The sequence below is a fragment of the Alteromonas sp. AWM4_230 genome, assembly GCF_056158305.1.
In genome coordinates this window covers 4,471,306-4,496,319 of the sequence record NZ_JBSWTB010000001.1, presented here as the reverse complement: position 1 = coordinate 4,496,319, position 25,014 = coordinate 4,471,306, and the positions used below count along the sequence as shown (strand labels likewise).

Annotated in this window: 25 protein-coding genes and 2 tRNA genes; 16 read left to right on the top strand and 11 right to left on the bottom strand. The window is 44.3% G+C overall.

Annotated elements, in window-relative coordinates:
• The first annotated feature begins 25 nt into the window (after positions 1-25).
• The 3 genes from ACXACS_RS19380 (at position 26) to ACXACS_RS19370 (ending at position 2,088) form a co-directional block, all read left to right on the top strand.
• Positions 26-994, top strand: a complete 969-nt coding sequence (locus ACXACS_RS19380) for an alpha/beta fold hydrolase (protein WP_474809040.1) — start codon at positions 26-28, stop codon at positions 992-994.
• A 65-nt stretch (positions 995-1,059) separates the two neighbouring features.
• Positions 1,060-1,524 carry a tRNA (uridine(34)/cytosine(34)/5-carboxymethylaminomethyluridine(34)-2'-O)-methyltransferase TrmL gene (gene trmL / locus ACXACS_RS19375; RefSeq protein ID WP_474809038.1) on the top strand — a complete coding sequence of 155 codons (465 nt, stop codon included), beginning with the start codon at positions 1,060-1,062 and terminating at the stop codon, positions 1,522-1,524.
• 171 nt (positions 1,525-1,695) lie between these two features.
• Positions 1,696-2,088 (top strand): NAD(FAD)-dependent dehydrogenase, encoded by a 393-nt coding sequence (locus tag ACXACS_RS19370; protein WP_474809036.1) that lies wholly within the window; start codon positions 1,696-1,698, stop codon positions 2,086-2,088.
• A gap of 58 nt (positions 2,089-2,146) precedes the next feature.
• Here ACXACS_RS19370 and gpsA read toward each other — a convergent pair whose 3' ends face one another.
• The 4 genes from gpsA to ACXACS_RS19350 form a co-directional block, all read right to left on the bottom strand.
• Positions 2,147-3,184, bottom strand: coding sequence for an NAD(P)H-dependent glycerol-3-phosphate dehydrogenase (gene gpsA / locus ACXACS_RS19365; protein WP_474809034.1), 1,038 nt, complete (start codon positions 3,182-3,184; stop codon positions 2,147-2,149).
• Between the two features lie 10 nt (positions 3,185-3,194).
• Complete coding sequence (secB, locus tag ACXACS_RS19360; RefSeq protein ID WP_269918203.1) at positions 3,195-3,704, bottom strand: protein-export chaperone SecB; 510 nt, start codon at positions 3,702-3,704, stop codon at positions 3,195-3,197.
• 61 nt (positions 3,705-3,765) lie between these two features.
• Entirely contained in the window at positions 3,766-4,026 is a 261-nt protein-coding gene (grxC, locus tag ACXACS_RS19355; protein ID WP_014948069.1) for a glutaredoxin 3, read from the bottom strand.
• Between the two features lie 12 nt (positions 4,027-4,038).
• A complete protein-coding gene (locus ACXACS_RS19350; RefSeq protein WP_179982192.1) occupies positions 4,039-4,464 on the bottom strand; it encodes a rhodanese-like domain-containing protein in 426 nt (141 codons plus the stop codon).
• A 265-nt stretch (positions 4,465-4,729) separates the two neighbouring features.
• Between ACXACS_RS19350 and ACXACS_RS19345 the strand changes: the two genes are divergently transcribed.
• Positions 4,730-5,893 (top strand): murein hydrolase activator EnvC family protein, encoded by a 1,164-nt coding sequence (locus tag ACXACS_RS19345; RefSeq protein ID WP_474809032.1) that lies wholly within the window; start codon positions 4,730-4,732, stop codon positions 5,891-5,893.
• Positions 5,894-5,915: 22 nt separating this feature from the next.
• On the opposite strand, the gene ACXACS_RS19340 is transcribed toward ACXACS_RS19345, so the two are convergent.
• A complete protein-coding gene (locus ACXACS_RS19340; protein WP_474809030.1) occupies positions 5,916-6,254 on the bottom strand; it encodes a hypothetical protein in 339 nt (112 codons plus the stop codon).
• Between the two features lie 254 nt (positions 6,255-6,508).
• On the opposite strand from ACXACS_RS19340, the gene ACXACS_RS19335 reads away from it, so the two are divergent.
• Together ACXACS_RS19335 and ACXACS_RS19330 are read left to right on the top strand one after the other, a co-directional pair.
• A complete protein-coding gene (locus ACXACS_RS19335) occupies positions 6,509-7,453 on the top strand; it encodes a divergent polysaccharide deacetylase family protein (protein WP_474809028.1) in 945 nt (314 codons plus the stop codon).
• A 158-nt stretch (positions 7,454-7,611) separates the two neighbouring features.
• A complete protein-coding gene (locus ACXACS_RS19330) occupies positions 7,612-8,040 on the top strand; it encodes a MerC domain-containing protein (RefSeq protein WP_474809026.1) in 429 nt (142 codons plus the stop codon).
• A 106-nt stretch (positions 8,041-8,146) separates the two neighbouring features.
• Here ACXACS_RS19330 and ACXACS_RS19325 read toward each other — a convergent pair whose 3' ends face one another.
• From ACXACS_RS19325 to rsgA, 4 genes are all read right to left on the bottom strand, one after another.
• The gene (locus ACXACS_RS19325; RefSeq protein ID WP_474809024.1) at positions 8,147-8,839 is read right to left on the bottom strand and encodes a glycerophosphodiester phosphodiesterase; all 693 of its coding nucleotides are present in this window, start codon (positions 8,837-8,839) and stop codon (positions 8,147-8,149) included.
• A gap of 32 nt (positions 8,840-8,871) precedes the next feature.
• Positions 8,872-9,747, bottom strand: a complete 876-nt coding sequence (locus ACXACS_RS19320) for a DMT family transporter (RefSeq protein WP_269918211.1) — start codon at positions 9,745-9,747, stop codon at positions 8,872-8,874.
• Positions 9,748-9,750: 3 nt separating this feature from the next.
• Entirely contained in the window at positions 9,751-10,728 is a 978-nt protein-coding gene (asd, locus tag ACXACS_RS19315; protein WP_474809023.1) for an archaetidylserine decarboxylase, read from the bottom strand.
• A gap of 280 nt (positions 10,729-11,008) precedes the next feature.
• On the bottom strand, positions 11,009-12,052 hold the full coding sequence (gene rsgA, locus ACXACS_RS19310) for a small ribosomal subunit biogenesis GTPase RsgA (protein ID WP_474809022.1): 1,044 nt from the start codon (positions 12,050-12,052) through the stop codon (positions 11,009-11,011).
• A gap of 86 nt (positions 12,053-12,138) precedes the next feature.
• Here rsgA and orn point away from each other — a divergent pair, with 86 nt between their 5' ends.
• From orn to ilvN, 10 genes are all read left to right on the top strand, one after another.
• Entirely contained in the window at positions 12,139-12,684 is a 546-nt protein-coding gene (gene orn / locus ACXACS_RS19305; protein WP_474809020.1) for an oligoribonuclease, read from the top strand.
• A 101-nt stretch (positions 12,685-12,785) separates the two neighbouring features.
• Positions 12,786-12,861 (top strand) — tRNA-Gly (locus ACXACS_RS19300).
• Between the two features lie 53 nt (positions 12,862-12,914).
• A tRNA-Gly gene (locus ACXACS_RS19295) sits at positions 12,915-12,990 on the top strand.
• A gap of 104 nt (positions 12,991-13,094) precedes the next feature.
• On the top strand, positions 13,095-13,880 hold the full coding sequence (locus ACXACS_RS19290) for a hypothetical protein (RefSeq protein ID WP_474809018.1): 786 nt from the start codon (positions 13,095-13,097) through the stop codon (positions 13,878-13,880).
• Between the two features lie 471 nt (positions 13,881-14,351).
• Positions 14,352-16,823, top strand: coding sequence for a TonB-dependent receptor (locus ACXACS_RS19285; protein WP_474809016.1), 2,472 nt, complete (start codon positions 14,352-14,354; stop codon positions 16,821-16,823).
• A gap of 93 nt (positions 16,824-16,916) precedes the next feature.
• Positions 16,917-18,485, top strand: a complete 1,569-nt coding sequence (locus ACXACS_RS19280; RefSeq protein WP_474809015.1) for a tetratricopeptide repeat-containing sulfotransferase family protein — start codon at positions 16,917-16,919, stop codon at positions 18,483-18,485.
• Between the two features lie 155 nt (positions 18,486-18,640).
• A complete protein-coding gene (locus ACXACS_RS19275; RefSeq protein WP_474809014.1) occupies positions 18,641-19,102 on the top strand; it encodes a hotdog fold domain-containing protein in 462 nt (153 codons plus the stop codon).
• Between the two features lie 216 nt (positions 19,103-19,318).
• Positions 19,319-19,711, top strand: coding sequence for a MaoP family protein (locus ACXACS_RS19270; protein ID WP_474809012.1), 393 nt, complete (start codon positions 19,319-19,321; stop codon positions 19,709-19,711).
• Between the two features lie 273 nt (positions 19,712-19,984).
• Positions 19,985-21,703, top strand: coding sequence for an acetolactate synthase 3 large subunit (locus tag ACXACS_RS19265; RefSeq protein ID WP_474809010.1), 1,719 nt, complete (start codon positions 19,985-19,987; stop codon positions 21,701-21,703).
• Positions 21,703-22,200, top strand: coding sequence for an acetolactate synthase small subunit (ilvN, locus tag ACXACS_RS19260; protein ID WP_014975513.1), 498 nt, complete (start codon positions 21,703-21,705; stop codon positions 22,198-22,200). The genes ACXACS_RS19265 and ilvN overlap by 1 nt, the downstream gene beginning before the upstream one ends.
• Positions 22,201-22,320: 120 nt before the next feature.
• Here ilvN and iadA read toward each other — a convergent pair whose 3' ends face one another.
• Together iadA and yfcC are read right to left on the bottom strand one after the other, a co-directional pair.
• Entirely contained in the window at positions 22,321-23,487 is a 1,167-nt protein-coding gene (iadA, locus tag ACXACS_RS19255) for a beta-aspartyl-peptidase (protein ID WP_474809007.1), read from the bottom strand.
• The gene (gene yfcC, locus ACXACS_RS19250) at positions 23,488-24,987 is read right to left on the bottom strand and encodes a putative basic amino acid antiporter YfcC (protein ID WP_474809005.1); all 1,500 of its coding nucleotides are present in this window, start codon (positions 24,985-24,987) and stop codon (positions 23,488-23,490) included.
• Positions 24,988-25,014: the final 27 nt, after the last annotated feature.

Below are 25,014 nucleotides of genomic sequence, written 5' to 3'. Positions count from 1 at the left end.
GCAAATTGACCGTTATAGGGTATTTATGAACTGGACGTTCACGTCGGAAGAGAATTTAGCCAGCACCTTTGCCACTCACATCAACCCGTTTTGGCAGGAAAGTGTTACTGAAAACCACTTCACCGGCAAAGATGATATAAAGGTGCGTTACGCCTACTGTATTCCTGAATCGCCGCGAGCAACCATTGTTATCTGTTCTGGGCGTATAGAGTCTTATTTAAAATACAAAGAATTTATTTACGACCTCTATCAAAATGGCTTTGCGGTTTTTATTCTTGATCACCGAGGGCAAGGCCTCTCAGACAGAATGACACGGGATCCCCAACACGGCTATGTTGCGCATTTCGATGACTATGTAGACGATTTCGTTGCCTTCGTTGAGTCTATCGTTAAGCCTATGCAACAAGGTCCTCTGTTGTTGGTTTGTCATTCGATGGGCGGCGCTATTGGCGCGCTTACGCTGTTGCGTTTGCCCAACTTGTTTTCTAAAGCCGTTTTGGCTTCCCCCATGTTCGGTATTAAACCTTCATTGCCCAATTGGTTGGCGAACGGTTTAATTCGCACTGGTCTTGCGGTTAATAGAATGAAAAAAGCTGATGCAGGCTACTTTTTTGGGCAAACCCCGTATATCGCGTTTCCTTTTTCTTTGAATAAGCTTACCCATAGCAAATCCCGCTACGCATTGTTTCGTGAGCTTTATGATGAAGAGCAAGATATCCAGCTTGGGGGCGTAACGACTGAGTGGTTGGCCGCAGCCCATCAGGCCATGAATAGGATTGAAACTAGTGCGGGGGCAATCACTACCCCTTCACTAGTTTTAAGCGCAGACGATGACGCCATAATAGATAATAAGCGCCAACGGCGGGTGGCACACCTAATGCCAAATGCTGAGCTCGAAATTATACCAAGGGCTTATCATGAATTATTCACCGAGTCAGACGACATTCGCGAGCGCTCTCTTTCGACAATTCTAGACTTCTTGATCGCAGAGTAGGTGATGAATTTCCGTGTTTCGTTGTAGAATACGTCGGTTATTAACAGTGAAGGTCGTTTAAAAACATGCTTGATGTCGTACTTTATCAGCCAGAAATTCCGCCAAATACGGGAAATATTATCCGTCTATGCGCAAACAGTGGGTTCACACTACATTTAATCGAGCCTTTAGGTTTTGAGTGGGACGACAAGCGAGTACGACGTGCAGGTTTAGATTATCATGAATTTGCTCACGTTAAGCGCCATGCAAACTTAGAAGCCTACCTTGAAGATGCAAAACCGAAGCGAGTATTCGCTTGTACAACAAAAGGTAAAGCGTTTCATAGTGACGTATCGTATCAAAAAGGCGATGCACTCATATTTGGCCCTGAAACTCGCGGCTTACCGGACGAGTATATTCAATCATTACCTCCAGAGCAGCGCGTTCGTATTCCTATGTTGCCAGACAGTCGCAGCATGAACCTATCTAATGCCGTATCTGTCTTTGTATATGAAAGCTGGCGCCAGTTTGGCTACGAAGGTGCCCGATAGTAGAAGGTAGGCCAAAGCTGCCCGAAAATACACATGTTAAAAACGCCCTGTAACAAGGGCTTTTTTATGCCTAATGTAAAGACAGTGTAAAGCGCGCCAGAGTCAGTTTTCGTTCAGCTTCACTCATTAGTATAGCCATTGAATATACACAAATGAGTTAGGAGTAGCATTATGAAACGCATAACACTGAGTATCATTACTGGCGTTTGTTTACTAGTGGCCGGGCAGGCTAGCGCGCACTCAGGCCATCACTCTCATGGTAAAAGAGGCGGCAGTAAAACAGTAACTGTTATCTCGCAGCCCGTCCGTTCTTTGGTTGACGTAGTTATTAGCGTGCCTGAGATTGGGGTATTCGTTAACGTGTTACCAAGCGCACATAGGGTTGAGGTTGTTGACAACCACCGCTATTACGTTGCGAACAACCACTACTACCGCAAACATGGAAACCGCTATGTGGTTGTAGATTCACCCTATAAAAACGCGAAAAAAGCTAAACGTTATAAGCGCAACCAACACAGCTACCAAGGCAACAAGAAAGTTATCGTAGTAAGGGAAGGGCGTTAATAATTGGGTCTGAATGGTAAGGTCGTTAGCAGGAATTAAAGCGAAGCGTAATGAGAAATTACGCTTCGTTTTTCAAATCTCGCCCAAGCAGGGCTAAGGCCGCTTCCTTCGGTGATTTACCATGGTAAAGTACAGCATATATCTGTTCGCAAATAGGCATTTCTACACCCACCTTTTTAGATAATACATGCACTTCTTCTGTATTGCGGTAACCTTCAACAACCTGACCAATTTCTTCGATGGCCACATCTACACTTTTGCCTTGGCCTAACGCCAAACCAAAGCGACGATTGCGCGACTGATTGTCAGTACAGGTTAATACTAAATCGCCAAGGCCTGCCATACCCATGAACGTCTCTGGATTGGCACCTAGCTTTACGCCCAAACGGGTAAGCTCTGCCAAGCCTCGGGTAATAAGGGCCGTACGCGCGTTTGCGCCAAAGCCTAGACCATCTGCTAAGCCCGCGCCTATAGCGATAACGTTTTTAACTGCGCCACCCAACTGCACACCAGTAAAATCTGAGTTTTTGTATACCCGAAAAGACTTTGCGCAATGAAGCTTTGCTGCAAACTCGTCACTTAAGGTATCGTCGGTAGAAGACAATGAAATTGCAGTAGGTAATCCCTCTACCATTTCTTTAGCGAAAGTAGGCCCGGATAAAACTGCTAAGGGGTAATCTGTCCCTAGAATTTCTTCCGCCACATCGCGAAGCAAGCGCCCAGTCTTAGGTTCAAGCCCTTTAGTCGCCCAAATGATTCGTTGATGCGGTTTAAGCAATGGCTTCAAGCTTTGAAGCATAGCGGCAAATGCGTGACTAGGAACCACTACCAAGATGTCTCGGCTTGCAGCAACCACTTCTTCTAAGTTGGCATTTACAATAAGTGAATCGGGAAAAGTTGCGCCAGGAAGATATCGGCTGTTTTCTCGGTTCGCTCCCATTTCAGCAATGTGCTTTTCATCACGACCCCAAAGCAGTGTTGGGTTACCATTTCTGGCAAGACAAAAAGCAAGGGCGGTGCCATACGACCCCGCCCCCAATACTGAAACTGAAACCGACTCAGAAACCAAGTTCGACTTCATGTTCACCTGCTCCATGGTCACCTAATTAGGCGTCCATTTTAGGCGCTTCGCCTTGCGCTTGTTGTGCACGTTTTTGCACATAAGCCGCAAAGATAGCGTCAAAGTTAACAGGTGCAAGGTTAAGTGGAGGGAAGGTACCACGGTTAACCAAGTTAGAAATAGTCTCACGCGCATATGGGAAAAGCATGTTCGGGCAGAACGAGCCTAGTGTATGCGCTTTGTTTTGATCTGGCATTTCGCCGATAGCAAAAATACCTGCCTGTTGAACTTCACAAAGGAAGGCTGTTTCTTCACCTAGCGTTGCAGTAACGGTAACTGAAAGTACAACTTCAAACGTATTTTCTTCTAGCTTGTTAGTACTAGTGTCGATGTCTAGTTTAATTTCTGGCTTCCACTCTTTAGTGAAAATAGCCGGTGCGTTTGGCGATTCAAAAGAAATATCTTTTGTGTAGATACGCTGAATATTGAACTGAGCACCTTGTTGCGCTTGTGCGCCTGCTGCTTCACCTGGGTTTGTCTGATTTTCGTCAGCCATGGTATTTCCTATTTAATTGTCGTTTTAATTTAATGTAGTGCGTTGCCGTATGCGCTGACGCTTACGCTAAACCCAGCATTGGGTTTAGTTTGCTTTGTGCTTCCAAAGCCATCATATCGTCACAGCCACCAACGTGCTGATCGTCAATGAAAATTTGTGGGACAGTCCAGCCGCCATTTGCGCGTTCAATCATTTCGTCACGTAGCTCAGGCTTAACGTCTATTGGGTATTCGATAAATTCTACACCTTTTTGCGTTAACAGTGCTTTTGCACGGTGGCAGTAAGGGCAATGCCCCTTGGTGTAAAGTTCTACTTTGCTCATAAAGGTTACCTGTTATTTAGAAACGGGAAGGCTGGCACTTTGCCACGCGTTCATTCCGCCTTTTAATACATTCACATTCGCGAAGCCGTCTTTTAGCATCGCATTTGCTGTACCACGAGCCTGATTACCCATAGCGCATACTACGATAATGGGTTTGTCTTTGCTGTTTTCAAGTTTCTTGAAGTTTTTCTCACGCACTTCTTCAGGTTTAATTTGTCTGGCTCCTAAAATGTGGCCAGCTTTAAACTCTTTTGCAGGTCGTGTGTCTAACACTATCGCATCATCTTTATTAATTAAAAGCGTTGCTTCGTGTGTGCTTAATTCTTTTACCGAAGATGTCCATGTACTGATATAGCTAAATATCAACATGGCAATCAGCGCAACCCAAATACCAGCAAGAATAATATTGTTGCTAGCAAATTCTATTAGTTGATCCATTACCTCTAACCCTGTCTACAGACCATGAAAAGAGTGCAAAGTATATAGAAAAATGGGCGAGAAACCAGCTTACCTTTCAGTTAGCTAAGAGACTTTCACCATGCTTTGATCTTAAATACTTTAGATGATTGATATTACGGATAAATTGCACTGGGCATATGGGAAGCCGTCAGATACACTGGATGTTGTTATTAATAGTGGTGGTGAAATACAGCTGGTCAGGCAGTTATCACCATTGCAAAAGTAGAGGTTTTAAGCGCACGTTATGTCAGCACGTTCATTTCTTTCAGTTATCGGATGCATAGTAGCTCTGGCTGTTATGCCAATTGGAAGTGATGCGTTAGCCCAAGACAGCGAAGCTAGTGCGCAAAGAGAAAAGTTAGCAAAGCTGCAGGCCGAACTGCGTGCGAGGCAGCAAGTGCTCGAAAACAATAAAGCCAGCGCAGAAGAGCTAAAAGCTGTGCTAAAGGCGTCAGAGCTAGATATAGCGAAAGTAGCAAAAGCGTTATCTACCACTGAACAAACGCTTAAAAGCGTTAAGCAAGAAGAAGCTACGCTAAAAGAAGAGCAAGATGCATTGAAAGTTGCTATTCGCAAACAGCAATCTTTACTGGCAAGTCAACTCAAAAGTGCCTTCATGGCTGGTCACTACGACTACGCTAAGATGCTTTTTTATCAAGATGATGCGCGTACTTTTGAGCGTGTTATTACCTACTATCAATACGTGGCGAAAGCGCGCCAAAAAGAAATCGAAAGTTTTAGAAGTAATGTTGCAAGACTTGAAGACGTTACCGCCGAACTCAGTGAAAAAGCATTGTCGCTAGTCGCGCTTAAAGAGGAGCAGGAAGGGCAGCGGGCAGTGCTTATCACCCGGCAAGCCGACCGCAAAGCTACGCTAAAGAAGATAAATAAAACCATTGCTTCAGAAAACCAGCGAATTGCGTCTTTGCAGGCCGATGAGAAAGCGCTAAAAGGTGCTATAGAGGCAGCCCGCATTGCAGCAGAGCGGGCCGCGCGTGCCGCTGAGTTCAGCATGAATGGACTTGCTAAGCAAAAGGGTAAACTTCCCGCACCTGTGAAAGGCAAAATACGTCATTTGTTTGGTAGTCGCCGCCAAGGGCAGATTTCTTGGAAAGGTATTGTAATTGATGGTGCTGAGGGCGACCCAGTTAACAGCATTGCGCCCGGACGAGTATTGTATGCCGACTGGCTGCGTGGTTTTGGTTTGGTTGCCATCATCGACCATGGCGAGGGTTATATGAGTGTCTATGGACACAATCAAGCATTGCTGAAACAGTCGGGTGATGAGGTTCGGCAAGGGGAACGCATTGCTCTTGTGGGTCGAAGCGGTGGTCAGGAATATCCTAATCTTTACTTTGAAATTCGCCACAAAGGCAAGGCGCTAAACCCGAAAGCTTGGCTGGATTAAACCGTTAAAGTCACGATAAAATTTAGGCAGTAACTTCAAATGTTGCTGTATCGGGCAGTGGACGTTTAGGTTTACCTTCACCTAAACCAGCGAGTTCGCCGATTTGTTTTGCGTCAAAACCCGCACTGCTAAGTGCACTTTCTAATGCTTTTCCAGGCTCGATGCCTTCGCTTTTCAATTGTTCAACAATAGATGTTGCGTCTTCACTGGTTAGTGAATCAGCGTCATATTGCTCTAAAATGGATTGCAAAGTCTGCGTTTGCTCGTCAGTAAGTGATGTTTGCTGCCCTTTTGGTGGCGGTGGTGGAGAACTTGGTCTTAGTTGTTGAGCTGTCGAAGAGTCATTAATACCTGAAATCATAGTGAAGCCTTAAATGATGAGTAGTTGTTTACCATAAAGTATCGACCTCTCTCTGATATTTTTAGTGTGTAGCGCTAGATTTACGCAATATTTACTTCCCTTTACAAAAGCTGTTTATGACTTACCTGTAATAAGACAGTAATAAAACTCCTAGTTTTGTTGAAAGTGCGCTTGTTGTTGGTATGCTTAACCTTAAAGTGAATTCATTCACACAGTGCGCTTAATAATAATGATGAAAAACGGATGTGAACTAGATGCTTTTGCGTCTGCTACTGCCTTGTATAATCTTTGTTTTATGCGGGCTAATTAGCCCTAAAGTAAACGCAAAGTCAGACATATTAATAATATTAGATGACCTGGGATACAGGCCGTCCGACGTCGCTGCTTTTGCCCTCCCTAAAGAAATTACGTTTTCTATACTTCCACAAACCCCATTGGCAACTGAAATTGCGCACCGTGCTGAGCAAGAGGGCAGGGCGGTTATGCTTCATATGCCTATGCAAGCCCAAAATGGTAAAAACATGGGACCGCTGGGGTTAACCACGGATATGTTTGCCGGGGCTATTACTTATAATCTGCGCAAAGCGATGAAAAGTGTGCCAAACGCAGTAGGTGTAAACAACCACATGGGCAGTGCCTTTACCGGTCAGCAAGAAGGAATGGAAGCGCTGTTAAAAGAGGTAAAGCGCCAAGGTCTCTTCTTTGTAGATAGCAGAACTACTGTGCTAACTAAAGGTGAAGAAATTGCGCAACGTTTGGGTGTGCCTAGCGCAAGCAGGCAGGTATTTCTGGACCATAAACTAGAGCCTTCGTTCTTGTTGAAACAGTTTAATCAAATGAAACGCATCGCTGAAAAGAATGGGCATGTTGTGGTGATTGGTCACCCTCATCCTGAAACGGTCGAGTTCTTGAAAACCCATTTACCCTCACTTGAAAAAGAAGGTTTTACCCTTACTTCCGTAGCCGACTATTTTTCACACGCACCTAAAGTGGCTAAACAGTTTGGTAAAGAATGGAACCAGACTGCTCAACTCACTCGGGTAGATGAAAACAAAACCGGCTCAGAAATAAGTGAACAGGATAGGTTCGTTAGCAGAGGGTTTGTGCAGAGTTCCTCATATAAAGAGATAACTGAATTCAAAGAGAATACTGAATCTAAAGAGGTTACGGAACGCTCGACTACGGCGCCTAACGAGTAAAATCCTCGCCTTTTTTCTTACTTAATTAGTCTATTTTCATCTCAATAAGATCAAAATTTAATGTGGGAACGTTTCTCATTTTCGTGAGTCTGTTATAATATAACGTCTCTGGCGAATAATTCGCGTATACATTTTCAAGCACGGTGGTAATTAGAGTAATGACTCCAATTGACGAGAATCCAACAAAACTAGACAAACTTGGCATCTGGGTGTCGAGCTTGTGTGCGCTGCATTGCCTTGCGCTACCTGTTTTGGTGCCTCTGTTACCGCTTATCGGTTCTAGCTTTTTTGCCCAAGTATGGTTTGAAAGAACTATTTTGACGTTCTCACTGATTGTTGGGGCGGTAGCCTTGATTAGCGGTGCCATTCGCTACCACGGCAAATATTACCCGCTGGCACTACTGTTTACTGGTGGCGCAATTTACTGGCATAAAGATATTTTTGGGCATCATTACGAGCCATTTACTATTGCGGTAGGGGCAGGATTAATTGTAGCGGGTCACTGGATCAATATGCGCCTGTGTCGACAGTGTAAGTGCTGCAAAAATACAGTGTTTTCAGACCACCTATCTACTGAGTTTAAGTAGCCAGTAAAACAGAGTTTTAAGAAACGAGCCAATGGCTCGTTTTTTTATCTAATGAGTGTACATAAGATGTGTGTTCTACACACTTTACGTATTGAAAAACTGTTATTTAATTTGATAACACTTTAAGCGCAACATCAGGCACATTAGTAAATATGCCGGTTACCCCCCACTCTTTAAGCATTAGCATATCTCTGGGTTCGTCCACTGTATAAACGAATACATCAAAGCCTTCCTGCAGCGCAGTTTGTACGAACTGCTTATTAACCGCGTCTAGCGCAATATTTACCGAGTAAGCACTAAGGGCCCTTGCGCTTGCCGTGCAGTCTAGTTCATAGCTTGCGGTTAAAGCGCCAAATTTTACTTCGGGCCACAGGTGTGCAATCGCTTTAAGCCAATGGTGATTGAACGAAGAGATAAGTAGCTTATTAACACTAACGCCGCTTTGCTGCACCGCCGCTCTAACATCTTTTACCCAGCTATCTACGTCATGCAAGTGCTTAATTTCAATGTTGCACCACTTATCATTTGGAACACATGCCAAGGTCTCGGAAAGTGAAGGTATGCGTTCTCCATCGCCAATGTCCATTTGTTTGAGGGATTGCCACGGCGTATCTAACAAATAACCTGTCTCGCGGGCTCTACGTGTAAGGGTTCTATCGTGAAAAACAATAATGCCGCTTTCGTGTTGATAAGTATCAAACTCAATGCCGTCGGCATCTTGCTCGAAGGCCAATTTAAACGCTTTTAGTGTATTTTCTGGGGCGGCTTTACTGGCGCCTCGGTGGGCAAAAATTAGCATCGACATTCCTTCCTTAAATTTCAGCGCGAATGTTACTTATCGTTCGCGCTGTGTAACTTATGGGTGTTAAGCGTTTCATAGACTGACGCCGACGTTATAAGAATGCCGCCTAGCAATGCGCTTAAACCGGGCTTTTCATTAAGCAAAATTATGGCAAGAAAGACACCGTAAAGTGGCTGCATGCAGGCAATAAGTGAAAATGTCTTTGCCCGCAAGTGGCGCAGACTCGCCGCAATTAAAGCATGGGGAAGCGCGGTAAATACTGTGCCTAAAAGCAACAGCATTAGCCAAGAGCTCGTTGACGCCGAGGCTATTTCCGCACTGCCTATTGGCAGCATTAATACACTGATAACCAAAGTTTGCCATGCCATAGCTTGCGCACCGCTGTAGTGCTTAAAATGCTTACGGTGAATAAGGTTTCTAAACGAATACAATATGGCAGATGCAATACCGATAAGTACCCCAAGGGTAACGTCATTTTCCAACGACGTTTCAGGCACAATTAAATAAACACCAATAACTACCGTTAACGTAGATACAATGTCCTGCCACACCAGCCTAACTCGTTCGAAAAAAGGCTCAATAAGCACTGTAATGACAGGAAAGGTAAACAGCGCAATCATGCCCACAGATACGCCAGCATATTGCATTGCGGCAAAGTAAGTAACCCAATGTAGCGCCATTAAAAGCCCTAGACCAAGAGCGACGCCATAATCTTTTCTGGAATTTAGCTTTATTTTATTTCCGGCCAGTTTCAAAAATGCCAGCAGGGCGATGCAAGCAAATACTGAACGCACCAAGGTAATGTCACTGGCACTAAGTGGTACAAGCCGAGAGAAAAGGGCTGTACCACCTAACAAAATGACCGTGAGATGAAGCGAAATCAGGCTTTTTTTAACAGCATCCATAAACTAGCTGTCAGCGCCCTCAGATGGTGTTTCTTTTTTTGTCTCACCTGCATCGTCATCGAACTCATCGCTACTTTGCTCAGGCTCAGACGAAGCAAGGTCTTGGGAAACTATCTCTTGTGAAGATAGTTTTGAAGCCATAGGTTCACCTAGGCGAGTAACCATACCTGGGGCAATATCTTCAAAGTTGATCATGTCTTTTTCAAAACATACCACAATGGTAGAGCCCAGTTTGAATCGGCCAAGTTCGTCACCTTTTTCAAGGAAAACTGACGTTTCTGTGTCTTTTTCATATGACCAGTGCTGAACGTTTTTACCTGCAGGTGGCGTAACAGTGCCAGCCCAAACGGTTTCGATACTGGCCACAATCGTTGCGCCAACAAGAACCATTGCCATTCGGCCCACAGGAGTGTCAAACAGCGCCACAACACGTTCGTTACGTGCAAATAGCCCAGGTATATTTTGTGCCGTAAGCGGATTTACCGAAAACAATTCGCCAGGCACATACAGCATGTCAGTTAGGGTGCCCTCAACTGGCATATGAATTCTGTGATAATCGCGAGGAGCTAGGTAAATAGTAGCAAATTTACCATTTTTAAATGGTGCTGCTACTTCAGGTTTTCCACCTAACAACGTAGTTAAGCTAAAGTCGTGACCTTTGGCTTGAAAGATACTGTCGCTATGAATATCGCCAAACTGACTTACCGTACCGTCAACGGCATGGATAAGTACGTCATCGTTTTCATCAATCGTACGTGCTTCAGGTTTTAGAGGACGCGTGAAGAACTTATTGAAGCTTCGGTAATGCTCGGGCTTTTCATGCAGCGCTTCAGTCATATCAACATTGTATTGTTTGATAAACAGCTTGATGAAAAAGGTGGTCACGCTACCCATTTCCGCTTCTGCAAGTTTGCCCACAAGGCGTGAAAGCAGATGCTTGGGTGTAACGTATTGTAAATTAACTTTAAGCCAATCTAACACAAAATATCTCCGTTTCTTTTATGCAAGCAATAACGCATTGCATAGATAGCGTTATTGTATAGTAAGTTGTGGTAGTAAGAGTAACTTTAGGGTTATGAGTGCTTACACAAAAGCATAAGCATATGGTTCACACTGCAACATTTTCTTTACTGGTTTAGCCTCGCTACTCAATGCCAGTAAGCTCAATGTTAGTAAATTCAATGTCAGTAATAAGTGAGGTGCTATTCAGACGCTTCTGCAGGTTCGGCGTTTCAGCAACGTCAAAACCCTAGAGCATTTGTTATGCCCCAGGTGGCTGACTATGGCTAGGACGCTGCTCTTCCATAGTCGTCAAAATTCTATGGTAGCTATCGAAGCGTTCAGCGCTAATTTTTCCTTCTTCTACAGCTTCTTTTAATATGCAGCCGGGGTCATTTAAGTGCTTGCAGTCTCTGAATTTGCAGCCGCCCAAATAATCTCTGAACTCAATAAAACCCCATGTAATTCTCTCGGTAGGAATATGCCACAGGCCAAATTCACGTACCCCTGGAGAATCAATTAAATCCCCCCCAGCCGGTAAATGAAGCAGTTTAGCCGCTGTGGTTGTGTGTTGCCCCAGTCCTGAGTTATCTGAAATGTCACCCGTTAACTCATCCGCGTCTGGCAAAACTTGGTTAATAAGGCTCGATTTACCAACGCCCGACTGTCCTACGAAAACGCTGATATTATCGTTAAGGTATTTATTGAGTGTGTTGATCCCTTCGCCAGTTTTACAGCTAGTGAACAGTACTTCGTAGCCCAGTTTTTCGTAAGTTTTAAGCTGCTCTGCAACGTTTTCGCGCTCTTCATCGCTAAGCAACTCGACTTTGTTGAGTACAATCAGGGGCGTAATGCCGATATCTTCACAGGCTACGAGATAGCGGTCGATAATATTCAGTGAAAGAGTAGGTAATATAGCGCTGACCACAATGATTCGGTCGATATTTGCCGCAATGGGCTTAATGCCGTCGTAATAATCTGGGCGTGTAAGTACAGAATGCCTGTCTTTTACTATTTCAATAACACCCCTTACACCCGACTCAGCTTCATCTCCTTTGCTGAAAAACACCTTGTCTCCGCACACTACAGAGTCAACTGTTCGGCGAATGTGACAGCGGGATACGTCGCCACTGGCATCTTCAACGTCAGCGTGCTTACCGAAACGGCCAATCACAGTGCCACTTTCTAACGTGCTTTCATCTAGGTTGGCTGCGCCTTTAGTGGCGTGCTTTTCACGCAAGCGTTTGCTTCTGTTAGCTGCAACTTGTCGTTTCTGTCGTTGTGTAAGTTTTGGTTTTTTCGCCACGATTCTTTTCTAGTTTCACGTATACTATGTCAATAATACCGTTTGTAGGGCATGGTTGCCATGCCTGTAGCGCAAAGAGGAAAGTAATGAGTAAACACGACAGTAACCTTGTTTGGATAGACATGGAAATGACAGGGTTAGATCCTGAAACCTGTGTAGTAATGGAAATCGCGACCATTGTTACCGACGCACAGCTTAATGTTTTGGCAGAAGGCCCTGTGATTGCAGTACATCAAAGTGATGACGTGTTAGATAATATGGACGAGTGGTGCACACGCGTTCACGGAGAAAGCGGATTAACTGCACGTTGCCGAGAAAGTAAAATAAGTGTAGAAGAAGCGTCTGCACAAACCATTGCCTTTTTAGAGCAGTGGGTAGATGCAGGTAAATCGCCGCTGTGTGGAAACACCATTGGGCAAGACAGACGCTTCATGGTTAAGTACATGCCCGAGCTTGAAGCCTACTTCCACTATAGAAATATTGATGTAAGTACAATAAAAGAGCTAACGCGCCGCTGGAAGCCTGAAATATTAAATGGTTTTGAAAAGAAAGGCGTACACTTAGCCTTAGATGATATTCGCGAGTCTATTGAAGAAATGCGCTATTATCGAGAGAAAGTGTTTACGATTTAAGCATTCGAACATCGAGGTGCAAAAAAAGTAGAATTAAAGGTTGCGTTACCCCAAAATTTTTGTAAAATGCGCACCACTTCAAACGAAGTACCTCTTTTGTTGCGGGAATAGCTCAGTTGGTAGAGCACGACCTTGCCAAGGTCGGGGTCGCGAGTTCGAATCTCGTTTCCCGCTCCAAATTTTAATCTAGCTCTCTAGATTGCCTATAAGATGCCAGGCATCGACTCTATGCGGGAATAGCTCAGTTGGTAGAGCACGACCTTGCCAAGGTCGGGGTCGCGAGTTCGAATCTCGTTTCCCGCTCCAAATTTTTCTTCAGTATTCATATCCCATAATCGCAGTTACTTTGTAAGCGAAAGCTATCTGAACTTTCTGCTTTGGCAATGCTCAACTATTAGGTGCTTTTATGGATGGATGCATTAATGGTAGAGCCAAGGATTGATAGGTATGAGCTTGAGAGGAACTGTTTTACTCAAATAAGCCTGCCAAACGCTTCTGCACTCCGTGCGTTTATACTTTCTCTAGGTATCAATGGGGCACTGTTACTCGCGTTGGCATTCACCACTGGTAACGAGTCTGTAAGCCAAAAACACTCTACGCCCGTATTGTTAAAGGCAGTATTAGTAAGGCCAACGACTGCCCCTCAAAAGACCGAAATTGATTCAGAACCAGTGAATGAGAAAGGTAGCGACCTAGAACATAGCGTTGTCATTAAAAAAGCGAAAAAAGGTGAGAAAGTATCGAGCGCTAGCAAAGTGGTTGGCAAATCTAAAGAGCCACAGAAACTTTTGGTTAAAGAACCTTCACCACAATTTAAAGCAAGAACAGAAGAAACCAAGCTTAAAATTCGGGATGCCACACAAGATTATATCAATCGTCTGAACGCACAACGATTGCATGACATCGCCAATCAATCACCCTCAAACAAAACCCACTCGAATGTGAAAAGAAACACCAAGCTTTCTAGCTCCTTCAATACTGAAAACGAAGATTTTCTAAAAAGCATTGAAATAGTCGTTGATTGCAGTTCAATAAAAGGAAAGTTATTCAGCGCCCTCAGTAAAAATAAGGGAATTACGATTGAAGATCGCGATTTTCCTTCTTCACCCGACTCTATAGCTGTCCAGGGAACAGTAAAGTGTAGAGATAACAGTCGATTCAATGATTATATTAATCGTCGACTAAATAACGAATGACTTTTACGTTTCTCGTTTACATTACATTATTCTCTGGTTCTGGATATTAATTCTACCGTATTTGCATCAAATTGGTGCGTTCATGGTTAGGTTGTAGATTAAATTCTATAAATAGTTGAAATATAAATTAAAAAGCCATTTCCTTATGGGTTCTTATACAGTGCGCCTGCCTCTTCTTGTGTCATTCTTTGAGAATAATTGCACTTAATATGAATAAATACCCTGTTTTGATCTGGCTTTTACCTGTTTTTATATTAGAATGCGCGCAAATTCCGGCACGTATTCTGCTGAGCCATAGGTTCTAGACCCTTTTCAGTGAATAGTAACGATAGATAAGAGTAAGGCGATCAAGACCGAGCCGGTACGCATAATTACCCAATTCACGCTAGAAACACTCAATCAGAAGGACTCTGTTTTTCCAATGGAATGGGCTAGTGACTTTTTAGTAATGTCCATTTAAAGAGAGAGAACATGCATATTAAGAATGCTCCTTTCCATATTTCCGCTGTAGCAGGTGCCGTGTTAGCCGCTTGCTCAAGCCAAGGCGCATACGCCCAAACGGTTGCAGTAGACGAAAAACAAATCGAAAAAGTAGAAGTAACCGCAACGCGCAGAAGCGGTACGCTACAAGAAGTACCTATTAATATCTCAGCGCTAACGTCAGACGTTTTAGACCAACAGAATATTGAAGATCTTGACGGCGTAGCCCGTTGGGTACCTGGTCTTACTGTGACTGATCAGGGCGGGCGAAACGACTCTCCAATTATCGTACGTGGTCTAAATACTAATTCATCAGGCCCCGGATCAAATGGGGGCACGGTAGCCACTTATTTTGGTGACATTCCTCTTTTCCTAAACATGCGTCTTGTTGACGTGGATCGAGTTGAAGTTCTTATTGGCCCGCAAGGTACGCTTTATGGAGCCGGTACTTTAGGTGGCGCTATTCGCTACCTTCCGAAGAAAGTTGACCTAGAGTTTATGTCTGGTGAAGTGACAGGTGATGTATTCAACATCAGCGAAAGTGACTCGCTAGGCGGAGAAAGCAGTATTGTCTTTAATGCACCTATTATTGATGGCGAATTAGCGGTACGTGCGTCACTAAACTATTTCAATAACCCTGGCTTCCTTGACTACAACTATGTAGTAAGAGAAGGCGGTGTATCGTTGCCTGATCCAGACTGGTCTAACGAAGAAGAAGTAAATAGCAACTTAAAACAGGTTGAAGATGCTAACGGTGAAGATACGCTAACAGGCCGTATTGCAGTACGCTGGGCGCCAAACGATTGGTTTGACAGCACTTTGACTTACTTCTATCAAAAGCAAGACGTTGAAGGCCGTTCTATTACCCACTACGACTCACTTTCCTCTGAAAATCCTTTGAGCGAAGTTATTGGTGAGTATGAGTCAGCGTATCGCTATGAAGAGCCTCGCGAAAAAGAAGACGAACTTCTGAGCTTAGAAATGAATGCCGATCTGGGCTTTGCTGAATTAGTGTCTGCAACAGGGTTGTCTAATTTTGAAGCTAATGGCCAGCGTGATCAAACAGACCTGCTGATTCGCTTAGACTATAGCTATGAAGAATTTCCAGCATTTTCTGCTTACACCGAAGAAGAATCAGAACGCGAAGTCTTTACACAAGAGCTTCGCCTAGTTTCGCAAACTGGCGGCCCTCTATCTTGGATAGTAGGTGGTTTTTATTACGATTTAGACAGTGAAGGCAGCAGTAAGGAATTTACGCCTAACTTTGATGTTTATGCTATCGAAGTGTGGGGCGTAGAGGGTAACTATCGCCCAGACTCCCTTGAATACTTTTCAGTAGACGAAAGCGAAGTGACGGAAAAAGCACTATTCGGTGAACTTACTTACGAGTTAACAAGAGACTGGGACGTAACATTAGGTCTGCGCGCATACCAATATGATGTCTATTCGCGTTCTGCAGTAGATTTACCGCTTTATAATTCTGTATTTGAAAGCCGAGCGTCTGATTCTATTGTGCTTGATTATGGTGAGACAGAGGCTGACGATAGCGGCACGTTATTTAAGTTCAACACTAGCTATCAGTTTACGAACAGTACTATGGGTTACTTGACCATCAGCGAAGGCTTCAGAATTGGTGGCGCGAATAGCGTTGGTGCTTGTCCTGATAATGTTGACGATCTGAATAACCAAATAGTTTGTGCTACGCCTGAAGAGCAACTCTATGAGGCTGACACTACAACTAACTACGAGCTAGGCGTTAAAACCAGTTTCTTTAGAAATAAGCTCCAATTAAATACAGCATTATTCTATGTTGACTGGCAGGACCCTCAGGTATCAGGTGCCACCATTAATGGCCAGCAGCCGATCATCGTTAACGCTGAAGGTGCAGAGTCGAAAGGCGCTGAATTCTCTGTTCGAGGCATAATTGGCGACAATATCACGACTTATGCAACATATGCCTACACACAAGCAGAGTTAACTGCAGACGCACCTTTCTTATTCGGCGTGTTCGATGACCAAGGCACAGAGCTTCAAGATTTTTACGATGGTAAAGATGGTGATCGTTTACCAGGAACTGCAGAACATCAGTTCTCGTTCGGTATTACGTATAGCCAAGAAGTATTCGACGATAAAATGTTAAACGTAAACTACGGTATCACTGCGCAGAGCGATGTGTATACCACCGTTGGTCTTCGTCAAGATGGTGAGGCGCTACCTGGTTATGCTGTAAGTAATTTAAACGCCACTATTTCAGATGAAGACTGGTCGGTAACGCTATATATCGACAACTTATTTGATAAGTATGCGTTTACTTCAACACGTCGTAACGTAGGTGATATTGGTCTTGGGCAATTTAACGATACCCTAGAACCAAACGGTACCGAGTTACAGCGAAATTATGGCCACTATGTGTTAACACCGCGTACTGTAGGGTTGATGTTTAAGTATCAATTTGGCATGTAGTATAGTTACTGCTGTACGATAGAATATAGGGGCGCTTACGCTTAACGTGTAAGCGCCTTATTTGTTTAATGACGGTTTAAATACAGATAAACAATGAATACAAGCCAAACTCGCTTAGATGATGCCGTTAGGTTCTTAACACAACGAGATTTTAAGCAAGCACACCGCTGTTGCGTTGAAGTGATCCAACAATACGGGCCGCATGCCCATGCCTATTTTTTACTTGGCATTATTCATATTGAAATTGGCCAAATAGAAAAGGCTATCGCCTTGTTAACGAAGTCTAACGAAATAGAAAACCGTCCTATTACCTTTGCCTATCTAGCGAAATGCTTTGCGTTAAAAGGCGATATGCAGCAAGCGCTTGAGCTTGTATCGTGTGCGCCAGTAGATAGCCTAACTCGTGCCCTCGACTTAGATACGGTTGGCGTTTCACTGTCTCGAGTCGGCCTACATGAAAAGGCTATCGCTTATTTTGAAAAAGCACTTACGCTAGCGCCAGCGAATCCGCAATATCACTACAACTATGCTGTCAGCTGCAAGTTTGCGGGGAAGTTTGAGCTGGCTAGAAAACACTTTGAAAAAGCCATAGACAGCGAACCACATTTTTTTCAGGCACATTTTGCTTTGTCTGATCTCGGCGGTGTTTCAGATGAAAATAATCATCTAGCACGACTTGACCCCCTAGTTGAAAGAGTAAAGGACAATTTTGATGCGCGTCTTCATATAGGGCATGCGCTCTCCAAGGAGTATGAAGCTTTAGGTGATTACAGGCGTGCTTTCGACGCGCTAAATCACGCGAAAGCACCCCAAAAGGCGCGTAGCGAAAGCACGCTGAAAGATTATCAGGCTATATTCAGCACTCTTCATAGTAATTTGCAGGCACAGTTAAACTCCGATTCCTTTTCTAGTCGTGGTTCACAAAGCGACGCGCCAATTTTTGTTGTCGGTATGCCGCGCAGTGGCACAACGCTGGTTGAGCGCATTCTAAGTCATCATTCGTTAGTTGCTTCTGGAGGTGAACTGCAAGATTTTGGCGTTGCTGTTAAAGAGGTAACTCAAACTAGTAGTCAACTGGTGCTCGATACGCCTACCATTGAACGGGCATATGAGAGTGATTTAGGAAAGGTTGGAGAACGCTATCTTCAGCGCACCTCATTCTTGCGACAAAATTCAAAGCACCTAGTCGACAAACTGCCGTTTAACTTTTTCTATATAGACCTAATACGCCAGGCTCTACCAAACGCCAAAATAGTGTGCTTACTAAGAGATCCTATGGATACTTGCGTGGGTAACTTTAGACAGTTGTTTTCTATCCATAGCCCTTATTACGCCTATGCTTACGACCTTGATGTGATAGGACAGCTGTATCAAAGCTTCGAAAAGTGGGTGAGAAAATTTGCTGATACATATCCGAATGCTATTCGCCTGCAATCATACGAGCAACTTGCTCAGCATCCGGATACCGAAGTAAAAGAGCTATTGGCATTTTGCAATTTGCCTTGGGAAGAGCAGTGCCTACAGGTCGAAAACAACAAGCTTCCCGTATCAACAGCAAGTAAGGTTCAGGTAAGAGAACCAATAAATACTCGCTCAATAGGTCGCTGGAAACGCTACGCTTCGCAAACTGAAGCGCTACAGAAGTCATTAGGTATTATTTAATAGAAAAATCGTAGATTCGTTTGCAACCTTTAAACGTAACGATTATGTTAACGCTATATTTACTGGTCTAACCAGATTGCACGGATTGCATAAGAGCCGAAGTATCGGCACCGCTTTCTGCAATAGCACTTTATAGAAAATGAGCGTGAACAATTATGTCAAAGAATTACGTATTAAATACTTATAACAAATTTATGAAGCTGCCCTTTGGCAAAAAGCTGTTTAGCTGGTATTCAGCCCGCAGAGCGCCTTATTTCTCAACAGTTTCCCCCCTTATTACAGACATTGAACCTAACTACTGTGAAGTGCTCATTAAAAAGCGCAAAGGGGTAGAAAATCATATCGGCACGGTTCATGTCATTGCTATTTGTAATGGTTTAGAAATGGCCATGGGCTTTATGTGTGAAGCGTCAATCCCTAAAAACTTGAGATGGATCCCAAAAGGCATGGAAGTAAAGTATCCAGCAAAGGCCGATTCAGACATTCGTTGTGTCGCTGAAGTACCAGCTGATGCGTGGAAGCCGGGTGATTTACCTATTTCTGTTAAGGCTTACAACGCCCAAGGGACCGTGGTCGTAGATGGTATTATTACGGTTTGGGTAAGCGAAAAACGCTAAACGATGCCGTGATACTTGAAGGTCGCTTTTGCGGCCTTTTTTTATGCCTAGTCACAGTTGCAATATTAAGTTTTTACGACATGCCTATTTCTAATTGACAGCATTCAAAAACACATCTAAGAATAGACTGGTAAGCGATTAAGGCGCTATATCGGAAGTCTATTTCATTCAACTTTTAAGTGGCAGCCCTCCTTTTAAGCAACACGAGGGGCCGCAATGAAAGAGGTTAAGATGTCTGTAATCACAAAAGAACAAGTCACAAGAAAACCCTTCGCAGATAAGAAGAACTATCCCTACGGCTTCGCACGCTCTGGTGATTTTTCAATTAATGAAAGCAAACTTCTACAAACTCATGGAAGTTTGTTTGCCGCTTTAGTTGACGGAAAGATCACACCAGAAAACGACGAAGAGCAAGCTTATTTGGAGTCGGCACTTGGGCACCGTGAACCCGCTACACCACAGGAAAAAGCGTGGTTAAAATACCAAGCGCGAATTAATAGACCGAAAACTGCAAGCATTTATGGCTCTAAGCGCCCGGCTGCAGAAGAAGTTGACGATGATGAAGATATAAGCGATAACAGTGACATTGATATTGATCTAGACGATTAAGCTTATGCCTTTATGCACGTTAGTGGATAAAGGCGCATCGTTCTCATTCTTAAACTTTATTGTTCACACTGTTAATTTTGTGTAAATAAATATCCTATTTTCTGTCAAAATAAACCTTCAGTCGAAATATCCATCCTATTTATTACGAATATTGGGATATATATCTCACTTTTACGCAATTTGGTGTTTTATCTTCCTATTACCTTAGTTATAGTCGGGGCATCGTCAACGTACGCTGACAAACCCCCCAACCCATTACAGGAGAAAAGCACTGTGAAAATGATGTCGGGCGCAGCCATGGTGGTTGAAGCGCTAAAAGATGTAGGAGTGACACACGTGTTCGGTTACCCAGGTGGTGCCGTACTAGACATTTATGATGCGTTATTTGCGCAAGATGATGTCAAACACGTCCTCGTACGTCATGAACAGGCAGCCGCCCATATGGCGGATGGTTATGCACGTTCAACTGGCAAAACCGGCACAGTGCTCGTCACATCAGGTCCAGGCGCTACGAATACTATTACAGGTATTGCTACTGCGTACATGGACTCTATCCCGATGGTAATTTTATCGGGGCAGGTGCCGTCGAAGCACATTGGTGAAGACGCATTCCAAGAAACTGACATGGTAGGGTGTTCGCGTCCTATCGTTAAGCACAGCTTTTTGGTTAAGCGCGCGGTTGATATTCCAGAAGCCATTGCTAAAGCCTATTATATTGCTAACACAGGGCGTCCTGGGCCGGTAGTTGTAGATTTACCGAAGGATATTGTGAACGTAGCGGAAGAACACCCTTATGTGTATCCAGCCGACGTTACTATGCGCTCTTATAACCCTACCGAAAAGGGCCACCCCAAGCAGGTTAAGAAAGCGGTTGAGTCGCTACTCAAAGCAGAACGTCCGGTATTATATGTAGGTGGTGGTGCAGTAGCGTGCGACGCATCAGAAAAAGTTATTGAATTAGCTGAGAAGCTAAATGCTCCGGTAACTTGTACGCTAATGGGCCTTGGTGCTATGCCGGGTACACACAAGCAATTTATCGGCATGCTAGGTATGCACGGTACGCTTGAAGCGAACAAGACCATGCATAATGCCGACTGCATCATTGCACTAGGTGCACGTTTTGATGACCGTGTTACCAACAACGTTGATAAATTCTGCCCTCATGCAGACATTATCCATGTTGACATCGACCCAGCATCAATTTCTAAGACCGTCAATGCGCATATTCCTGTGGTAGGTTCGGTAGATAAAGTACTTGATCAAATTTTAAGTCAGGTAAATAAGAAAGATTTATCTGGGCAAAGCGAAAAGCTAGCCGATTGGTGGCAGCAGATAGAAACATGGCGTGCTCGTGAGTGTTTAAACTACACACAGGGCGAAGAAGTCATTAAGCCACAGCGCGTTATCGAAGCACTGTACAAACACACCGACGGTAAAGCCTATGTAAGTTCTGACGTAGGTCAGCATCAAATGTTTGCTGCGCTTTATTACCCTTATGATAAACCGCGTCAGTGGATCAACTCAGGTGGTCTTGGCACTATGGGCTTTGGTTTACCGGCTGCAATGGGCGTGCAGTTTGCGCACCCGGGCTCCACCTCTGTGGTAGTAACCGGTGATGGCAGTATTCAAATGAATATTCAAGAGCTATCTACCTGCTTGCAGTACAACCTGCCTATCAAGATTATCTCATTGAACAACCGTGCTTTAGGTATGGTTCGTCAATGGCAGGATATGATTTATAAAGGGCGACACTCACACTCGTATATGGATTCAATGCCTGACTTTGTGAAGTTAGCAGAAGCTTACGGACACGTAGGCATTAAAGTAGACAAGCTCGAAGAGCTAGACGCAGCAATGGAGAAATGTTTCAGTTACACAGATCGCTTAGTGTTTATGGACATAGCAGTAGACCAAAACGAACACGTATATCCAATGCAAATTAAGTTTGGCGCAATGGATGACATGCGCTTAAGCAAGACGGAGCGAACCTGATGAAACGTATTATCTCTGTATTAATGGAAAACGCCCCCGGCGCACTATCTCGTATCGTTGGTGTATTCTCACAACGTGGTTACAACGTTGACTCACTGTGTGTGGCACCAACCGACGACGCGAGCCTTTCACGTCTAACGATTATCACGCACGGCGATGATAAGGTTATCGAGCAAATTACTAAGCAAGTGAACAAGCTTATTGATGTGCTAAAAGTGGTAGACCTTACTGAAGGTACCCACATTGAGCGCGAGCTTATGCTGATTAAAGTTGCGACTCGCACAGAGTCGGTACGTGCTGAAGTGAAGCGGAACTCTGATATCTTCCGTGCGCGTATTGTGGATGTGAACGTAAACAATTACACCATCGAAATTACGGGCACTACAGATAAGCTAGATGCATTTGCCACGACTATGGGGCAGTGTGCTGAAATTATCGAATCATCGCGCACCGGCGTGTGTGGGCTTGCTCGAGGTGATAGGGCGCTTCGTCCTTAAATTGAGTTGCGTAAACATCGACTCAATACTTCATAGTTAATAAACGAAAAAGGGCCCTTGCGCCCTTTTTCTTGTTAAGGAGCAACGTAGTGCGATGCAAAGTTTGTCGTGTAGGTTTAGCTATTCAAACGTGCCTTTGACCAACGCTTCGCCTTGCTTAACCAGCTGCCTGCCTTTAGCGATAACATGCACAATGTCCAGCGTTGCCTTATCGCATAGCACTATGTCAGCATCACAGCCAACCTCTATTTTTCCTTTGTGATGCAACTTGAGCCTTTTGGCTGGCGTACTACTGACAACGGCAATAGCGTTTTCTAGCGATACGTTGTGTTGTAAAACCAGAGCTTTAAATGCGTCAAATAAACTGCTTACTTTTCCCACTTCTAAGCCTACAAGCAGGCCATTATCATCAAAAACGGGAAGGCTAGCGTTGCCGTCTGAACTCATGCTTAAACAACTTGCAGGTACACCCTGATTTAAGCAGTAGGCAATGGCCTCTGCAGCGGGTATTTCGCCCTCTTCAATAAATTGCTCGTTGGTGCTGGTGGTCATATCAATAACACCGCCTTTCTGTGTCCAAGCGATTCCTGCATCTAATAAACTTTGGTTTCTATTGATGTGAGTTGGATAGAACTGGCTTGCCGGAATATCCGTGTTATCAACTACGTCGTGCAATACAGAAAGTTGGCGCTCTCCGTCGCCAGTATGAATGTAAACAATACCTGCTTTGCCAGAAATCATGCCGCCAGTTCGTGCTTGTGCTGCAACCTCTGCAAGCGCCTGGACAGTCGGTTCGGCAGCTCTATGATCGGCAATTGCGACTTCTCCGACCCCAATCATACAGTCGATTAGCACAACGTCATCAGTAACGTTGCCTGTAATGGTGCGAGCCGGAAGGTGGTAGGAGCCGGTGTAACAATACGCACTGATCCCCTCAATGTTTAGGCCTTTTGTCTTAGCCACTAAATCAGGAAGTGTTCGCGTAGTTGCATCGGTACCTAATGCACCAATAACAGTTGTTACGCCATGTAAACTAGCATCAGTCAGCGACATTTGCGGCGTACGTGTGTGAAAACCACCCTCGCCACCGCCACCAGAAATATGCACCAGACTGTCAACAAGGCCAGGCAGCGCAATCAAATTACTGCCGTCGATAATGTTTAAAGAAGGCGAATGCATCGAAATGTTAGGGGCAATATGTGCAACAGTATTGTTGGCGATTAAAATGTCTACTGTGCCTTGTGGTGAAGGTGAGTAGCACTCTATATTTTTGATAAGCGTTAGCATTTAAGAGAAACCTATTAGAACGGCGGTGATAACAGTAAGCGACGCAAGTGTGAAGAGGCCGGCGCAAAATTTTGCGATGAATTTTACCCATGTTGTCCAACTTACGTCAGCCACACCTAAACAGCCTATCAGCGAAGCAGAAGTTGGAATAATTAAGTTAGTTAGGCCATCGCCTAACTGAAAGGCTAGTACCGCAACTTGGCGAGTCACGCCCACAAGATCTGATAGCGGCGCCATTAGAGGCATAGTGATCGCAGCCTGTCCTGATCCAGAGGCAATAAAAAAATTGAAGATGCTTTGAAACAACAGCATGAGCCAAGCGCTCATTACAGAACCGGTTTGCGCTAATGTATTACCAGTGTGATGCAGCAAGGTGTTTAGCACAGAAGGTGAAGTCACCTCGTCACCGCCAAGCACTAATACAATGCCTTTGGCCATACCTACAATGAGGGCGGCAGGCAGCAGCGATTGTGCACCGCTAACAAACGCCGCACTGATATCGTTCATGCGCATACGGCCACCAACCCATGCAATGGCACCAATCAGAATTCCCATACAAAAAAACTGTGAGGCAATTTGAGGAATATAGTAAGCATGAACAATTACTCCCCACATTACCCAGTAAATACAAGCAAAAAAGGCGATCAGAATAAGTTTGTCGGTAACGGAAAAATGCGGCTCAGTGAACTCATTTGTTGATGCGGTAGATGACGTGAACTCTAAAGAAGACGCCTGTTTGCTTACTGAAGCTGCACCGGTAAATGCTTGGTTACTATTTTTTAGCTGCTTTGCATAACGCAAAGTGAAGATTAAGCCAAAAACGGTAAACATAGCCCATATGGCCAGGCGAAAATATTGGCCCGACATTAACGGCACATCAGCAATGCCTTGTGCTATAGCAACAGAGAAAGGGTTCATCCAGCTTGTAGCGAAGCCGATTTGCGTAGCCACATAAGTGACAAGCACTGCCATGATGCCGTTATAGCCCATGGCTGTCATTAGCGGCACTAGCACAATACAAAATGCAATGGCTTCCTCACCCATTCCAAATACCGCCCCACCTAATGAGAACAGCAAAAATAAAGCAGGGAGCAAGAGATTATCGGCGTGCTGGTAGCGCTTGATCAACGCCATAATACCGTTGTTGATTGCACCTGTTTGCATCACAATGCCAAAGGCGCCACCAACAATTAGAATAAAAGCGATAACACCAACTGCGGCGCCCCATTTGTCGCCGGAAACCATACCGTCAAACGCATAGTTGGCTATGCCTGTTGTGTTGCCAGTGCCATCGAATAACACAAAACCATGGCTTTCTTCTACATATCTGAAGCTATCGGCATCAAGTACGGTTTTCACGTTACCGTCTGATGTAGTGATACTTTTAGTGTCAAAGGTGCCTGCTGGCACAAGCCAAGCCACTAGCCCTGCAAGCAGTATTACAAAAAATAAGATTACGAATGCATCAGGCATTCGCGATGTTGAAGGTGAATGTTGCAACCTTACCTCCGAAAATGAAGAGGGCTT

Excerpts from the sequence above, each read along its gene's own strand:
- ACXACS_RS19380 (WP_474809040.1), top strand. The coding sequence starts at position 26 with ATGAACTGGACGTTCACGTCGGAAGAGAATTTAGCCAGCACCTTTGCC.
- trmL (WP_474809038.1), top strand. The coding sequence starts at position 1,060 with ATGCTTGATGTCGTACTTTATCAGCCAGAAATTCCGCCAAATACGGGA.
- ACXACS_RS19370 (WP_474809036.1), top strand. The coding sequence starts at position 1,696 with ATGAAACGCATAACACTGAGTATCATTACTGGCGTTTGTTTACTAGTG.
- gpsA (WP_474809034.1), bottom strand. The coding sequence starts at position 3,184 with ATGGAGCAGGTGAACATGAAGTCGAACTTGGTTTCTGAGTCGGTTTCA.
- secB (WP_269918203.1), bottom strand. The coding sequence starts at position 3,704 with ATGGCTGACGAAAATCAGACAAACCCAGGTGAAGCAGCAGGCGCACAA.
- grxC (WP_014948069.1), bottom strand. The coding sequence starts at position 4,026 with ATGAGCAAAGTAGAACTTTACACCAAGGGGCATTGCCCTTACTGCCAC.
- ACXACS_RS19350 (WP_179982192.1), bottom strand. The coding sequence starts at position 4,464 with ATGGATCAACTAATAGAATTTGCTAGCAACAATATTATTCTTGCTGGT.
- ACXACS_RS19345 (WP_474809032.1), top strand. The coding sequence starts at position 4,730 with ATGTCAGCACGTTCATTTCTTTCAGTTATCGGATGCATAGTAGCTCTG.
- ACXACS_RS19340 (WP_474809030.1), bottom strand. The coding sequence starts at position 6,254 with ATGATTTCAGGTATTAATGACTCTTCGACAGCTCAACAACTAAGACCA.
- ACXACS_RS19335 (WP_474809028.1), top strand. The coding sequence starts at position 6,509 with ATGCTTTTGCGTCTGCTACTGCCTTGTATAATCTTTGTTTTATGCGGG.
- ACXACS_RS19330 (WP_474809026.1), top strand. The coding sequence starts at position 7,612 with ATGACTCCAATTGACGAGAATCCAACAAAACTAGACAAACTTGGCATC.
- ACXACS_RS19325 (WP_474809024.1), bottom strand. The coding sequence starts at position 8,839 with ATGCTAATTTTTGCCCACCGAGGCGCCAGTAAAGCCGCCCCAGAAAAT.
- ACXACS_RS19320 (WP_269918211.1), bottom strand. The coding sequence starts at position 9,747 with ATGGATGCTGTTAAAAAAAGCCTGATTTCGCTTCATCTCACGGTCATT.
- orn (WP_474809020.1), top strand. The coding sequence starts at position 12,139 with ATGAGTAAACACGACAGTAACCTTGTTTGGATAGACATGGAAATGACA.
- ACXACS_RS19290 (WP_474809018.1), top strand. The coding sequence starts at position 13,095 with ATGGATGCATTAATGGTAGAGCCAAGGATTGATAGGTATGAGCTTGAG.
- ACXACS_RS19285 (WP_474809016.1), top strand. The coding sequence starts at position 14,352 with ATGCATATTAAGAATGCTCCTTTCCATATTTCCGCTGTAGCAGGTGCC.
- ACXACS_RS19280 (WP_474809015.1), top strand. The coding sequence starts at position 16,917 with ATGAATACAAGCCAAACTCGCTTAGATGATGCCGTTAGGTTCTTAACA.
- ACXACS_RS19275 (WP_474809014.1), top strand. The coding sequence starts at position 18,641 with ATGTCAAAGAATTACGTATTAAATACTTATAACAAATTTATGAAGCTG.
- ACXACS_RS19270 (WP_474809012.1), top strand. The coding sequence starts at position 19,319 with ATGAAAGAGGTTAAGATGTCTGTAATCACAAAAGAACAAGTCACAAGA.
- ilvN (WP_014975513.1), top strand. The coding sequence starts at position 21,703 with ATGAAACGTATTATCTCTGTATTAATGGAAAACGCCCCCGGCGCACTA.
- iadA (WP_474809007.1), bottom strand. The coding sequence starts at position 23,487 with ATGCTAACGCTTATCAAAAATATAGAGTGCTACTCACCTTCACCACAA.